General features: G+C 68.8%; 12 protein-coding genes. 5 read left to right on the top strand and 7 right to left on the bottom strand.

Annotated features, from left to right (window positions below):
• Window positions 1-3: 3 nt before the first annotated feature.
• The 4 genes from qcrB to ctaE are packed head-to-tail and all read right to left on the bottom strand — an operon-like array spanning window position 4 to window position 4,249.
• Window positions 4-1,659, bottom strand: coding sequence for a cytochrome bc1 complex cytochrome b subunit (qcrB, locus tag EV643_RS30870; RefSeq protein WP_133803702.1), 1,656 nt, complete (start codon window positions 1,657-1,659; stop codon window positions 4-6).
• 6 nt (window positions 1,660-1,665) lie between these two features.
• The gene (gene qcrA / locus EV643_RS30865) at window positions 1,666-2,664 is read right to left on the bottom strand and encodes a cytochrome bc1 complex Rieske iron-sulfur subunit (protein WP_370452409.1); all 999 of its coding nucleotides are present in this window, start codon (window positions 2,662-2,664) and stop codon (window positions 1,666-1,668) included.
• Between the two features lie 59 nt (window positions 2,665-2,723).
• Window positions 2,724-3,590: a cytochrome bc1 complex diheme cytochrome c subunit gene (gene qcrC, locus EV643_RS30860; protein WP_133803700.1), complete on the bottom strand. Its 867-nt coding sequence runs from the start codon at window positions 3,588-3,590 to the stop codon at window positions 2,724-2,726.
• Window positions 3,587-4,249 (bottom strand): aa3-type cytochrome oxidase subunit III, encoded by a 663-nt coding sequence (gene ctaE, locus EV643_RS30855; protein ID WP_166665637.1) that lies wholly within the window; start codon window positions 4,247-4,249, stop codon window positions 3,587-3,589. Before ctaE ends, qcrC begins: the two co-directional genes overlap by 4 nt.
• A gap of 82 nt (window positions 4,250-4,331) precedes the next feature.
• Between ctaE and EV643_RS30850 the strand changes: the two genes are divergently transcribed.
• The 3 genes from EV643_RS30850 to trpD are packed head-to-tail and all read left to right on the top strand — an operon-like array spanning window position 4,332 to window position 6,764.
• Window positions 4,332-5,249: a cytochrome c oxidase assembly protein gene (locus EV643_RS30850; RefSeq protein WP_133803699.1), complete on the top strand. Its 918-nt coding sequence runs from the start codon at window positions 4,332-4,334 to the stop codon at window positions 5,247-5,249.
• Window positions 5,250-5,295: 46 nt separating this feature from the next.
• On the top strand, window positions 5,296-5,712 hold the full coding sequence (locus EV643_RS30845) for an Rv3143 family two-component system response regulator (protein WP_133803698.1): 417 nt from the start codon (window positions 5,296-5,298) through the stop codon (window positions 5,710-5,712).
• Between the two features lie 2 nt (window positions 5,713-5,714).
• The gene (gene trpD, locus EV643_RS30840) at window positions 5,715-6,764 is read left to right on the top strand and encodes an anthranilate phosphoribosyltransferase (RefSeq protein WP_133803697.1); all 1,050 of its coding nucleotides are present in this window, start codon (window positions 5,715-5,717) and stop codon (window positions 6,762-6,764) included.
• Between the two features lie 63 nt (window positions 6,765-6,827).
• Here trpD and EV643_RS46000 read toward each other — a convergent pair whose 3' ends face one another.
• The gene (locus EV643_RS46000; protein ID WP_238165904.1) at window positions 6,828-8,141 is read right to left on the bottom strand and encodes a hypothetical protein; all 1,314 of its coding nucleotides are present in this window, start codon (window positions 8,139-8,141) and stop codon (window positions 6,828-6,830) included.
• Between the two features lie 114 nt (window positions 8,142-8,255).
• Here EV643_RS46000 and EV643_RS30830 point away from each other — a divergent pair, with 114 nt between their 5' ends.
• Window positions 8,256-8,801 (top strand): hypothetical protein, encoded by a 546-nt coding sequence (locus tag EV643_RS30830; protein ID WP_133803696.1) that lies wholly within the window; start codon window positions 8,256-8,258, stop codon window positions 8,799-8,801.
• 589 nt (window positions 8,802-9,390) lie between these two features.
• Here the strand turns inward: EV643_RS30830 and EV643_RS30825 are convergent.
• Together EV643_RS30825 and EV643_RS30820 are read right to left on the bottom strand one after the other, a co-directional pair.
• On the bottom strand, window positions 9,391-12,561 hold the full coding sequence (locus EV643_RS30825) for a DUF2510 domain-containing protein (RefSeq protein WP_133803695.1): 3,171 nt from the start codon (window positions 12,559-12,561) through the stop codon (window positions 9,391-9,393).
• Window positions 12,562-12,610: 49 nt separating this feature from the next.
• Window positions 12,611-12,898 carry an Lrp/AsnC family transcriptional regulator gene (locus EV643_RS30820; protein ID WP_133803694.1) on the bottom strand — a complete coding sequence of 96 codons (288 nt, stop codon included), beginning with the start codon at window positions 12,896-12,898 and terminating at the stop codon, window positions 12,611-12,613.
• A 223-nt stretch (window positions 12,899-13,121) separates the two neighbouring features.
• Here EV643_RS30820 and EV643_RS30815 point away from each other — a divergent pair.
• On the top strand, window positions 13,122-13,739 hold a 618-nt coding region (locus EV643_RS30815; protein ID WP_202869839.1), incomplete at its 3' end, for a hypothetical protein.

Genomic DNA, 13,739 nt, shown 5'->3' with positions numbered 1-13,739 from the left:
TTGTCAGTGCTTGGTGACCTCGTGGAACGTCTCTGTCTCGGTCAGTTCCTCGTGCTCGTCACCAGGTCCGTGACCATGCGCGTGGGCTTCCTCGATCTCGTCCTGGGTCGGCTTCTGCACCGAGTCGGCGAAGTAGAACCGGGACAGCGCGGCGCGGACCTTGTTCAGGGCGCGACGCGGGGCGCGGACGCCGTTGTCGTCGGTCTCAGGCCCGATCTCGAGCGGCAGCTTGCGCTCCCGGGCAGTCAGCTCGTACGCCTCGTACGTCCCGATCGGGGTGTGCTTCTCGATGTACTCACCGTGCGGCAGCCGCATGATGACACCGGTTTCCAGGCCGTGCAGGATCCGGTCGTTGTCGGCCCGCTGCAGCGAGATCGCGATCCGCCGGGTCAGCCAGAACGCCAGGACCGGGCCGAGGAACACCGCGAACCGGAGGAACCAGGTCACGTTGTTCAGCGAGACCCCGAAGTGGGTGGCGATCAGGTCGTTGCCACCACCGACCCAGAGCAGGCCGTAGAAGGTGATGAAGGCGGCACCGATACCGGTCCGGGTCGGCATGTTGCGCGGCCGGTCCAGCAGGTGGTGTTCGCGCTTGTCGCCGGTGATCCATTCCTCGATGAACGGATAGAGGGCCACCAGGGTGACGAACGCGGGTGGTATCAGCAGGGCCGGGATGATCAGGTTCCAGCTCAGCGTGATGCCCCAGAAATGGGACTCGAAGCCGGGCATTATTCGGACCGAGCCTTCCAGCCAGCCCATGTACCAGTCGGGCTGCGATCCCGCCGTCACTTCGGCCGGGTTGTACGGGCCGTACAGCCAGACCGGGTTGATCTGGAGCAGTGCGCCCATCAGCGCGGTGATCCCGAAGACGACGAAGAAGAAGCCGCCGGCCTTGGCCATGTACACCGGCATCAGCGGGTAGCCGACCACGTTCTTCTCGGTCCGGCCGGGACCCGGGTACTGCGTGTGCTTGTGGTACACGACCAGGAACAGGTGCACCGTCACCAGCGCCAGGATCAGGCCCGGGATGAGCAGCACGTGCACGGTGAAGAAGCGGGGGACCATGTCGTCACCCGGGAACTCGCCACCGAAGATGAAGAAGTTCAGGTACGTGCCGATCACCGGGGAGGCGCCGATCATGCCCTGGGTGATCCGCAGACCCGTACCGGAGAGCAGGTCGTCCGGCAGACCGTAGCCGATGAAGCCCTCGATGATGCCGAGGAACAGCATCGTGAAGCCGATCACCCAGTTGAGCTCACGGGGCTTGCGGAAGGCGCCGGTGAAGAAGATGCGGAGCAGGTGCACCATCATCGCGGCGATGAACAGCACCGCGGCCCAGTGGTGGATCTGCCGCATCAGCAGACCGCCGCGGACGTCGAACGAGATGTCCAGGGTGGAGGCGTACGCCTCCGACATGTGCAGGCCCTTGAGTAGGCTGTACGAGCCCTGGTACTGGACGTCGCCCATCGACGGCTTGAACCAGAAGGTCAGGAAGATGCCGGTGAGGATCAGGATGATGAAGCTGTAGAGCGCGATCTCGCCGAGCATGAAGGACCAGTGGTCCGGGAACACCTTGCGCAGGTTCTTCTTGCCGATCTTCCCGATGCCGAGGCGGTCATCGAGGTACTTGACCGGTGGGGGGAAATCCTTGTCAGACACTTGATGTCACCCTCGTTCCCAGAAGCTCGGGCCGACCGGCTCGGTGAAGTCGCTTTGCGCGACCAGGTAGCCCTCCGCGTCCACTGCCAACGGTAGCTGAGGCAGCGGGCGGGCGGCAGGACCGAAGATGACCTTGGCTCCGTCGGCCAGGTCGAAGGTCGACTGGTGGCACGGGCAGAGCACGTGGTGCGTGGTCTGCTCGTACAGCGAGATCGGGCAGCCGACGTGGGTGCAGATCTTGGAGTAGCACAGGATGCCGTCGATACCCCAGTTCTCCCGGCCGGCCGGCGTACGGATCTCGTTCGGCGCGATCCGGACGATGATCACCGCGGCCTTGGCCTTGGCGTTCTGGTACTCGACCGGGCTCTCCTCCTCGATCGGAGCGAGGTTCGCCGGCGCCGCGTTGACGAGCTGGCCGACCTGCAGGTCGGACGGCTTGATCGGGCGCAGCGTGACGTCGTTGACGACCCGGATGCCCTTGGCCCAGATGGTCGTGTACAGCTTCCGGCCGGGCAGCGGGCCGAGGTCGCGGAGGAAGATGATGGTCGGCAGGCCGAGCGCCGCCATCGCGGCGATCAGGGACCGGCTGATCAGCTTGCGCCGGGTGAACCCGGACTCCTCGACACCCTGCTGGTAGCCCTCGATGATGTCGGCCTTCTGCTCCGGCGTGGCGTGCGCCGGATGCCGGTACTCGACGATCTCCTCGTCGACCATCAGCTTCTTGGCCCACTGGATCGCGCCGGCCCCGATCAGGAACAGCGCCAGCCCGAGGGTGAGGCCCAGCGTCATGTTGTTCGCGTTGCCGGACAGCGGGCCGAAGACGAGCTCGGCGTCCCGCGGGATCGCGAAGTACGCGACACAGGAACCCACCGTGAGCAGCGCGGCCAGCCCGAACATCGTCGACACCTGGCGCTCGACCCGGTCGGCCGCCTTCGGGTCGATATCGGTGATCCGCGGCTCGTGCGGCTCGATCCCCGGGTCCCGGATCGGCTCGGACACCACCACGGCGCCGTGTTCCTTCTCGTCTGCCTCGCTCACCGCGGGCAGCTTGGACTGGTCCTCGCTCACTCTGCCTTCGCTCCCTTGGCCTTGACGCCCTTGGCGCCGATCCAGATCGCCACACAGACCAGCGCGCCGATGCCGACCAGCCAGCCCCACAGACCCTCGGACACAGGTCCGAGCCGGCCGAGGCCGAAGCCACCCGGGTCCTTCTGCTCCTGCAGCGCGTTCAGGTAGGCGATGACGTCGCGCTTGTCCTCCGGCTGCAGCACCTGGTCGGAGAAGACCGGCATCTGCTGCGGACCGGTGAGCATCGCCTCGTAGGCGTGCTTGGGGTCGACACCCATCAGGGACGGGGCGTAGCGGCCGTTCGGCAGCGCGCCGCCCTTGCCGGCGAAGTTGTGGCACGCCGTGCAGTTCGTCCGGAACAGCTCGCCACCGCGGGTGACCTGCTCGTCGGTGGCCTTGCTGACGTCATACGCCTCCTCGGCCGGGACCGCCGGACCAGGCGCCAGCGACGCGACGTACGCGGCCAGCGCCTCGATCTCCGCCTGGGTGTAGACGGGGGGCTTGCGAGGCATCTGAGCACCCGGCTGCTGGGCGGGCATCCGGCCGGTGCCGACCTGGAAGTCGACCGCGGCGGCGCCGACGCCGATCAGCGACGGGCCGGCCATCTTGCCCTCACCGGTGCCGCCGCCCTCGGCGTTCAGGCCGTGGCAGCTGGCACAGCCGACCGCGAAGAGCTTCTTGCCCTCTTCGATCTGCTGCGACTGGGCCGAGTTGTCCGCGACCGCGTTGTCAGGGGCGAAGGCGGCGTACGCCGAACCCACTGCCAGGAGGCCGAACAGGAGCACGACGAGGCCGGCTGACCGGTGCCGTCGTCGCGCAGAGAGGAAGCGCGCCGGTGACAAGGAAAGTCTCTTCTCACTCATTTGAGCAGGTAGATGGTCGCGAACAGGGCGATCCAGACCACGTCGACGAAGTGCCAGTAGTACGACACGACGATCGCCGAGACGGCCTGTTCGTGGGTGAACTTACGAGCCATGTAGGTCCTCGCGAGGACGTACACGAAAGCGATGAGGCCACCGGTCACGTGCAGACCGTGGAACCCGGTGGTCAGGAAGAAGACCGATCCGTACGGCGACGACGAGATCGACACGCCCTCGTGTATCAGGGCGGCGTACTCGGTCACCTGGCCGGCGATGAAGACCGCGCCCATCAGGTACGTGAGGATGAACCACTCACGCATCCCCCAGGACCGGACGTTCGCCGCCGAGCCGGTCCGGCCGACCTTGCCGTGCTCGGCGGCGAACACGCCCGCCTGGCAGGTGAACGAAGACGCCACCAGGATGAACGTGTTCACCGAGGCGAACGGCACGTTCAGCATCTCCGTCGAGGCTGCCCACAGCGTCTCGGTGCCGGGTGCGGCGGCGGCGGTCGTCACCGACCGGATCGTGAAGTACGCCGCGAACAGGGCGGCGAAGAACATGAGTTCGCTCGAGAGCCAGACGATCGTGCCGACACTGACCATGCTGGGACGGTCGTGGAGTCCGTGCTCACGGGACGCTGGAAGTGCGGTTGCAGTGGCCACGCGGTCATTATGTCGGTCCTGGTGTCCGGTGGCACGACCACCCCCATGCATGTCGGCGACTTCACGTTTCTACTGTGGAAGCGTGCTTCCCCTCCACGCCGGACCCGGCGATCAGATCGAGCCGTTCACACCACTGCGGTTGCTGACGGCGTGGACCCTCGAGCCGGTGTTACTGGCAGTGATCATGGTTGTCGGCGGCCTCTATCTGTACGGCGTGCACCGGCTGCGGGCACGCGGTGATTCGTGGTCGCGCGGCCGTACTTTCTCCTTCGTCGGCCTGGGCCTCGGCAGCGCGGTGATCGCCACCCAGTCGGCGCTGGGTACCTACGACACCGTGCTGATCAGCGTGCACATGGCGCAGCACATGGTTCTGTCGATGCTGACCCCGTTGGCGCTCGCGCTGGGCGCCCCGGTGACACTTGCCCTGCGCACCCTTCCGCAGCGGCCGCGCGGATGGTTGCTCTCCGTGTTGCATTCGCGGGTGGCAAAGGTGCTCTGCTTCCCCCTGGTGGGCTTCGTCTTCTTCGTGCTGAGCCCGTGGGCCCTCTACTTCAGCGGCTGGTACGACGCCACACTGCGGTCGGCGGTGCTCCACGATCTGCTGCACCTGCACTTCATCCTGGTCGGCTCGTTGTTCTTCTGGCCGCTGCTCGGGCTCGATCCGGTCCCGGGCCGGGTGATCTACCCGTTCCGGCTGCTGCTGACCTTCCTCACCCTGCCGTTCCACGCGTTCCTCGGCATCACGATCATGAGCGCGAACCGGCTGATCGCGGAGGACTGGTACACCAGTTTCGGCCGATCCTGGCCGCCGTCTCCGCTGCGTGACCAGTACATCGCGGGCGGTCTGCTCTGGGGATCCGGTGACATCGTCGGGCTGATCTTCTTCGCCGTACTGTTCGTCCAGTGGGTCAAGCAGTCGCAGCGTGAGGCGAGGCGGGAGGACCGCCGGCTGGATCGGTTGGAGGAACAGGCTCGCCGCGGCAGACAGCCGCCCCGGTAGCATTCGCGATGTCCACTCGTCACCGACACACAGCTTGGATGAATCGATGAGTTCAGAGCGTCCGCTCAAGGTGCTGGTCTACAGCGACGACCGTACGACGCGGGAGTCGGTCCGGCTGGCATTGGGCAAGCGGCCCGCGGCCGATCTGCCCGAGCTCGAGTACGTCGAGTGCGCGACCGAGCCGGCCGTGATCAAGACCATGGACAAGGGCGGGATCGACCTGGCCATCCTGGACGGCGAGGCGGTGCCGGCCGGTGGGATGGGGATCGCCCGGCAGCTCAAGGACGAGATCTTCAACTGCCCGCCGGCGCTGGTGATCACCGGCCGCCCACAGGACGCGTGGCTGGCCACCTGGTCCCGCGCCGAGGCCGCGGTGTCGCACCCGATCGACCCGATCCAGCTGGCCGAGGTCGTCGCCGGCCTGCTCCGTCGCCGGGTCGCGTCGCTGCCCGCGACCAGCTGATCATGGCCGGCGCCTTCAGTTGGCCGCAGGTGCTCACGCCGTTGCTGCGGCACGAGGACCTGGACTCCGCCGCGACCGCGTGGGCGATGGAGGAGATCCTGTCCGGCGCGGCCTCGCCGGCCCAGCTGGCCGGTTTCGTGGTCGCGCTGCGATCCAAGGGCGAGACCGTCGACGAGGTCGAGGGGCTGGTCGCCACGATGCGCGACTTCGCCACCCCGATCCGGGTCACCGGCCGCACCCTCGACGTCGTCGGCACCGGTGGTGACCAAGCCCACACGGTGAACATCTCCACAATGTCGGCGATCGTCGCGGCCGGTGCCGGCGCGAAGATCCTCAAGCACGGCAACCGCGCCGCCTCCTCGGCCTGCGGTGCCGCCGACGTGCTGGAGGAGCTGGGCATCCCGCTCGACCTGACTGCCGCCCAGGTGGCCGAGGTGGGGGAGAAGGCCGGGATCACCTTCTGCTTCGCCCCCGCGTTTCACCCGGCGCTCCGGCATGCCGCAGTACCGCGGCGGGAGCTCGGCGTACCGACCACCTTCAACTTCCTCGGCCCGCTGGCGAACCCCGGCAACCCGTCGGCGCAGGCTGTGGGTGTCGGGGACGGGCGGATCGCCGGGTTGATGGCGGGCGTACTCGCGCGCCGCGGGATCGACGCGTTGGTCTTCCACGGCGACGACGGGCTGGACGAGCTGACCACGATGACGACGTCGCAGGTGTGGACGATCAGCGGTGGTGCGGTCGAGGGCCCGTTGACGCTGGATCCCCGCGAACTCGGGATCGAACCCGTACCGGCCGGATCCCTGAAGGGCGCCGACGCGACGTACAACGCGAAGGTCGTCCGCGCACTGCTGGACGGCGAGACCGGGCCGGTCCGGGACGTCGTCCTCCTGAACGCCGGGGCCGCGCTCGCGGCGTACGACGCGACGACGGGGCCGCTGGTGTCGCGGATCCGGGCCGGGATGGACCGCGCCGCCGAGGCGATCGACTCGGGCGCGGCGAAGGCTGCCCTGGACCGGTGGATTGACGCTTGCGGCGAGGTCCGCGGGTCGTAGCACTTGTCGGCTGAAACCGCCCGCCTTCCTGTTCTTGGGAAGGCGGGCGCTCTTCTGTCTTGGCTAGTTGCTGAACTCGATCTGGGACACCTTCGTCCGCCAGACCGGGAGCCATTGCGGTGTCGACCCGGCGATGTCGGCGATCGCCACGTCCGCCGTACCGTCGCCCCGGTCGATCACCGCGACCACGACGGTCGAGAACGTCTCCTTCAGCTTCGGCACCTTGATCTCGACCTTGGCGGTCAGCTCGTGACCGGGGTGGCCGTCGACCGTGATCGCCCGGTGGGTGGCCTTGCCGATGATCTTCACGTCCTTGTCGTACAGGCGGACGATTGCGTTGCTGGCCGCCTGGACCGCCGCTTCCTTCCGCCCGGCGGGCGTGTTGACCCACGGGATCTTCTTGTTCAGCCCGCCGAACGCGACGTAGTTGCCCCAGGTGGCGGTCTTGCCGTCGTAGTTCTTGTGCACGGTCAGCCAGCTCGCGGCGCCGCCGAGCAGGCCGGTGTTCTCGCCGTTGTCGCTCCAGGCCGACGACATCATCGGCATCGTGTCGTTGTTGAAGGCAATCATCTTGCTGCCGACCACCTTGCCGGTCGGCGGCGGCGTCGGAGTCGGCTTGACCGACGGGTTGATCGTCTTCAGCGGCGTCCCCTTGGCCGACGGCAGGTCGACCGGAGTAACGGCATCCGCCTTGGTCCAGATCCAGTTGACGCTGAGCACCGTGGTCAACACCGCCACTACAACCAGCGCCAACGCCCCCACCAACCTCGGCCGATCCGACCGTCCGGACCCACCGCCCCCATCGCCCGGCCCATCACCCGGCGGCAACCTCCGCCGAGAGGAGGTCACCCCATACTCCAGCCCCTCCTCCCACACCCCGTACGGGCCCTCTGCCTGCCCGTACCGACCCTCCCCCTGCCCGTACTGACCCTCTCCCTGCCCGTACCGACCCTCGCCACGCTGCCGCTGCCCGTACTGCGAGTCCGCGGGCCCGCCCGACCCGAACTGAGCCGCCCCGTAGCCGACCTGCCCGTACTGCGCGTCCCACTGCGGGCCCTGCGCATGCCCGTACTGGCTCTGCCCGCGCTGCGCGGCGCCCTGCTGACCCTGCCCGAACTGCGCGTTGGCCTGCTGTCCGGATTGGTTCGACTGTTGAGGCGTTCCTCCGAGCCGGGGCTGTGCAGCGTGCCCCGCCCCCAGCCGACCTAGGCCCTGCTGACCACCGCCAGCATCACCTGGTTGACCACCGCCAGCATGACCTGGGTTGTGCCGGCCGCTCGCCGACTGCCCCATCTGGTTCGGGCCTACTGCCCACATTCCTGCCTGGCCCTGGTTCTGCGGCGCCCCGGCTTGGCCCTGGTTCTGCGGGGACCACATGCCTGCCTGCGGCGGGTTCTGCTGAGACCACTGACCCTGCTGCTCCGGCCGACCCTGCGACGGCCGGCCCTGCGACGGCCGGCCCTGCGACGGCCGGCCCTGCGACCAAGGCTCTTGCGCCTGCTGCTGCCCAGGCTGCTGGCCCAGCGGCGACCACTGGCCCGGCGTCTGCGCAGCCTGACTCGGCTGGTCGGCGTACGTCCTTGGCGGCTGCTGCCCCCGATACGGCGCCTGCTGCTGACCAAACTGTTGCCCCTGCCCAGGCTGCTGCGCTTGCCCGTCCTGGAGCTGCTGCGACTGGCCAGCATGCTGTGCCCGCGTCGGCGGGAGCTGCTGCGCGTGCTCAGCGTTCGACTGCTGCGGTGCTGGCGGACGCTGATACTGATCGGCTCGTGCGAGACCCTGCGTCGGCACGGCTGGCTGCTGCGGCGGTTGCTGCTGGCTCGCGTACTGCTGGCCCGTTGGCTGCTCCTGCGCGGGCCGCTGCGGCTGGGAAGGGAGCGGAGGCCGCTGCTGGGGTTGTTGCCATTGGCCCGCTTGTTGCTGCGCAGGCCCTTTCTGCTGCTGCGGTTGCTGTTGCGGCGACCGAACCTGCTCCGGCCCCCTCGCGTACGGCTGGTCGTCGTGTGCCTGTCCCGTGGAAGGTTGGCCCGCGAGTGACCGAGCCGCTGACGGCTGATCCGCGGCCCCGGGCGAGCTTCCCGGGTACGGCCGGTCGGCTTCGGAGCCGTGGGGGCGCTGCGGTGGTGGCGGCGGAGGCGGTGCAGGTGCGGAGAAGTCCCCGAGCAACGCGTCTCCGGACAACGAATCGGCCGACCCCGACTCCGTAGAACGCGAACCACCAGACGACGAACTCGAGGGAAGGCTCCCGGACAACCGATCCGAGGACAGACTCTCGGTCAGCTGGTCCGGGGGCAGGGGCGCCGGGCGCGGTGGGACCGAGGGTGGCGGGAACTGGAGATCCGCCGACAACGGGTCCGCTGACAACGGGTCCGCAGGCGGCGTACCGCCCGCTAGCGGCCCTGGGGGTGGTGCCCCGCCGGACAGCGGGTCCGGGGATTCTGCTGCACCGGACAGCGGGTCCGGGGGTGGTGGTGTGCCGCCGGACAGCGACTCCGGGGACGATGCGTCGGCGTACGGGCCGTCCGCGGAGGAGTGGAAGCTCTCGGGCCAGGTGGGATCCGTCGGGTTTTGTGGGGGTGCGCTGTGCCGGGGCGGGTCGCGCGGGGGCGGTGGGGGTGTTTCGTTCTCAGCCAACGTTGATTCCCTTGTAGACCTGGCTCTCGGCCGTCCTCAGATCCGGCCGGTTCGTGGGTATGTCGCTGATGTAAGCGACGGCTGTGCCATCGCCGAGGTCGAAGACCGCGACGGTCAGCGTCAGCACCCTTGCGGCGACCTTGGGGTTGGTCGCCGTGACTGACTGCTGGTAGTACCAGCCGTTCTTGCCGGAGCGTTTCACCGCGCCGTTGCGCAGCGCTGCGACCTTGACCGGGATGTTGCCGTACAGCGAGGCGGGAAGCTGGCCTGACAGCTCCGACGCCGTCGCCTGCGGATCGCCGTTGAACAGGATCGACGTCCCGAGTGCACCGACGAACACGTCGGCGTACCAGTCGTTCTTGCCGTCGAAGTTCTCCTGCAGCAGGACGTACTGGCCGCTGGAGTTCTGCAGCTGCGGGACCAGGCGCTTGCGATCGGACCACGGCGATCCCTGCCGGGGGAACGAGATCGCGTCGGAGGCGATCCGCGCGCCCTCGTGCAGCTTGGGGTTCTTCGACTGGCCCGGAGGGAGGGTGTTCTGGCCGCCAGGCGTCGACGGCTGGTTCGTCGGATTGCTCGACGGGGGACCGCTGGTCGGTGCGGGCGACGTCGCGCCACTGGGCTGGCTGCTCGCCGGGGTACTCGGTTTCGCCTCTGGATCGTCCCCACGACCGACGACGAAGAACACGCCGACCACCGCGACCAACACCAGACCGACCGCACCGGCGATCACGATCATCGCCTTGGACGGCCCACCGCTCTTCCCGCCCCCGTCGGCCGGCTTCTGCCGCTTCCCACCACCGTGCGGCGGCGGTCCACCCGCTTGCCACTGGCCGGCCGTCTGCTGAGCCCCACCGCCCTGCCAGGCTTCCTGACCCGCCTGCTCACCGCCGCCCTGCCACGGAGTCGTACCGGCCTGCTCACCGTTGGCCGGCCAGCTAGTCGTACCAGCCTGCTCGCCGTTGCCTGGCCACGTGGTCGCACCGGCCTGCTCGCCGTTGGCTGGCCAGGTATTCGTGCCTGCCTGGTTATCGGTCGCTTGCCATGAGTTCGTCGCCGCCTGGTCGGCGCCGTTGGCCGGCCAGGCGTTTGCGGTCGACTGGTCGCCCGAGGCTTGCCATGGGTCGGTGCCCGACTGGCCCGCGGCCGCTTGCCATCCGCTCACGCCGGCCTGGTCGTCGCCGCCCGGCCATTGGCCGGAGCCAGCCTGCTGGTCTGGTGCGGTCTGCGAGTCTCCTGCACCGGCCTGGTCGCCGGACGCCCCCCAGCCGTTGGACACGGTCTGGTCGTTCGCAGCTTGCCAACCGTTGCTCGTGGTTTGGTCGGCGCCCGCCTGCCAGGCGTTACCGGCCTGCTGGTCGGCCGATGCGTTCCACTGGTCGGCGCCGGTCTGCTGGTCGCCCGTACCCCACTGGTTGCCGGACGTCTGCCATTGCTGAGTGGCCTCGGTTTGGCCCGCCGCCTTATCCCACTGGGTCGGCTGCCCATGGGTCGTCCATTGGGTGGGCTGCCCATGCGTCGTCCAGGTACCAGCAGCGTCTTGTACGCCGTCGGCCTGCGAATCCCAGCTCTGCTGATCCCCGGCCGGCACGTCTCCGAGAGCCTGGGCATTCCCGCCCGGTACGTCTCCGGCGGCCCGCGCATCCCCGCCCTGCACATCCCCGGGAGCCTGGGCATCCCCGGCAGCCTGCGTGTCCGCGCCGGTCTGCCTGCCCCAGGTCACCGTGTTCTCGGCAGCCTGCGTGCCCCAGGCCGACGTGTTGCCGGCAGCCTGCGCGTCCCCGGTCTGTTGGTCCTGGGACCGGTTCGGCGTGGTGGTCGCGTTCTGGTCGCCGTTCACCGCCCAGCCGTGGGCAACGGTCGGGTCGTCTGCCGGGTCCCCGGCCTCACCGCGCCCTGCCTGGTCGACACCAGCCCCAGTTGCCTGACCTGCGCCTGGCATCCAGGCCTGGTTTGCGCCGGTACCCCATGACGGGCTTGCGCTGACACCCCATGCCTGATTCGCGTCGGCCGCTGACGCCTGGTCTGTACCAACCCCTGACGCCTGGCTCGCGCTGCCGCCCCAGGCCTGGCCCGCATCGGACTCTGATGCCTGGCCGGCACTCGATTGGCCCGTGTCGCTGCCCGACTGTTGGTCGGCCTCGGCGGTCGATGGGTGGCTGGCGTCGGCAGCCGTTGCCTGGTCGGCGGATTCGCCCGCTGCTTGGTCCTCAGTTGCGGGCTGGTTCGCGGACTCGGCTGCTCTGGTGTTCGGCGTGCGGACGGAGCCGCTCGCCAAGGTCAAGGTCGGCCTCGGATGCGGAGGTTGATCCGCGGTCTTGTCGGGTGTCGGCGCAGCGGTGGTCGGCTCGGGCGGCGACTCGGGGACCGGCTTCTGTGTCCAGTGACCGGAACCGGCTTCTTCTGCCGCCGATGTTTGGGTCCAAGTCGCCTTGGCCTTCTCGGCTGCACTGATCGTCTCGCCCGAGGCGGCGTCGCTGGCAGCCTGACCAGCCGCGGTCGAGCCAGCGGTCGCACCCGTCGACGAACCGGACGACGAGCCGTTGGTCGCCGTGGCGGTGGGGTCCTGGAAGGTGTCTGGGCCCCAGAACTGCCCGGACTGTCCGGATCCACTCGCCTTCGCAAAGTTGCCGACCTGCGGAAAGGCGATCGGCGCCGACGAACCGCCCGACCCACTCGAGTCGCCCGAAGCAGCCGACGAGTCCGAGGCGCCCCACCCGCTCCCACCCGCCGCAGCCGAGTCGCCCGCGCCCTTCGTCGTACCTGCTGCGGCTGAGTCGCCTGAATCTGTTGAGCCGCTCGTGCCTGTCCATTGGCCTGCGCTCACCGAGGCGTCCGTTCCGGTCGATGAGGTCGGGGAGGTGGCTTGCCCGGCTGTGCTGGGCGCGCCCCAGGCTGGTGTCGCGCCGGCGGACGCGGACGACGTACCGGCTGACTCGGCACCCGTGTCGGAAGCCGTGGCCGGAGTCGGCTCGGTTTCCTGGACGGCGGGCTGAGGAGTCGGGTCGGCGGAGGTGATCTGGGTGGCCGAGGGGGCGGAGGACTGGTTGGTCTCAGCGGACTCTTTTTGGGTCTTGTTGGTCCACTGCGTCCCGCTCCACCAGCGAATGGTGTTCGGCTGTCCGGTGGGGTCCGGATACCAGCCCGCGGGAGGGTTGCTCATGGGTTCACCGTAACTTCAGCACGTGTCAATCTGCCGCGGAATCCGGCTGTCAGACACCGTCCTCCTGGCCCAGGCTGAAGGCCGCCTCCAGGTCGTGCGTGGAGTACGTGCGGAACGCGATATGCGTCTCGGTGCTCAGTACGCCGGGGACGCGGTTGACATGATCCGGGATCACCGTGGCGAGCTCGTCGTGATGGGCGACCCGGACCATCGCGATCAGGTCCAGCCCACCGGTCACGGAGTACACCTCGCTGACGCCGTCGATCGCCGCGACCTTTTCGGCCACCTCGGGGATCCGGGCGACGTCGGCCTTGATGAAAACGATCGCCGTGACCATGTCGGCTGTCTCCTCGGGGACGGGGGCTGTCCCGGTGAAGCATAGTGCGGGCGGTTTGAAGGTGCCCGTACTGCGTTGGGCTGCTGCCGGGCGGGTGTGAGTGTGTCCGCTCGTGTCGCCTGCTCGTCCGCCTCCGGGGAGCGTGATTTCTGCTCATCTGAGGACCTCCGTCTCGAGGCGTAGCCGATTTGATTCGGAGAGTAGTCGAACATATGCTCGATCCATGAGTCAAAACGTGGTCTCGGAGCCGGTCGGCGCGGCGGTGCGCCCGCCGGTGCATGCGTCCGTGCGTGCACGCCGGGGCGCGGCCGATGACTGCATCGGAGCGGCCACGATCGCGCAGTACGGCGTTCTGGGCCGGTTCGATGTGGAGGACGATCCGGCCGGCGGTACGGCTCTGTACGACGCGGTGGTCTCCCAGGACACCACGCAACTGGCCGATGGCGGCTGGCTGGATCGGGTGGATGCGATCACCCGGCTCGAGGCCCGGCTGGCGGCGTTGAAGGCCGAGGCGATCGCGGGGTTCGATCGGGTGTTGCATGGGGTGTCGGCCGATCTTGGGCATCGGTATCCCGAACCCGGCGACCGTGAGGCCGCCCCCGGCGAACGCCGCTGGCACGCGGGTGATCTGCGGTCGGTGTCCGACGAGATCGGCCTGGTGTTGAACCTGCACCGGGGTGCCGCGACCCGCCGGATCCACACCTCCTGCGAACTGGTCCACAACTTCCCCGCCACCTGGCACGCCCTGCTCGAGGGCGACCTGACCGAACGGGCCGCGTTCACCATCGTGGCCGAACTGTCGGTCCTGGACGACCTGGACGACCTCCGCGCCGCCGAGGCC

It is taken from the genome of Kribbella caucasensis (genome assembly GCF_004361855.1).
Classification (GTDB): Bacteria; Actinomycetota; Actinomycetes; order Propionibacteriales; family Kribbellaceae; genus Kribbella; species Kribbella caucasensis.
Note: the sequence above shows the minus strand (reverse complement) of the source record. Positions and strands in the feature narration are given on the sequence as shown.

Coding starts and splice junctions, on each gene's coding strand:
- qcrC (WP_133803700.1), bottom strand. CDS start 3,590: ATGAGTGAGAAGAGACTTTCCTTGTCACCGGCGCGCTTCCTCTCTGCG.
- EV643_RS30845 (WP_133803698.1), top strand. CDS start 5,296: ATGAGTTCAGAGCGTCCGCTCAAGGTGCTGGTCTACAGCGACGACCGT.
- trpD (WP_133803697.1), top strand. CDS start 5,715: ATGGCCGGCGCCTTCAGTTGGCCGCAGGTGCTCACGCCGTTGCTGCGG.
- EV643_RS46000 (WP_238165904.1), bottom strand. CDS start 8,141: ATGTGGTCCCCGCAGAACCAGGGCCAAGCCGGGGCGCCGCAGAACCAG.
- EV643_RS30825 (WP_133803695.1), bottom strand. CDS start 12,561: ATGAGCAACCCTCCCGCGGGCTGGTATCCGGACCCCACCGGACAGCCG.
- EV643_RS30820 (WP_133803694.1), bottom strand. CDS start 12,898: ATGGTCACGGCGATCGTTTTCATCAAGGCCGACGTCGCCCGGATCCCC.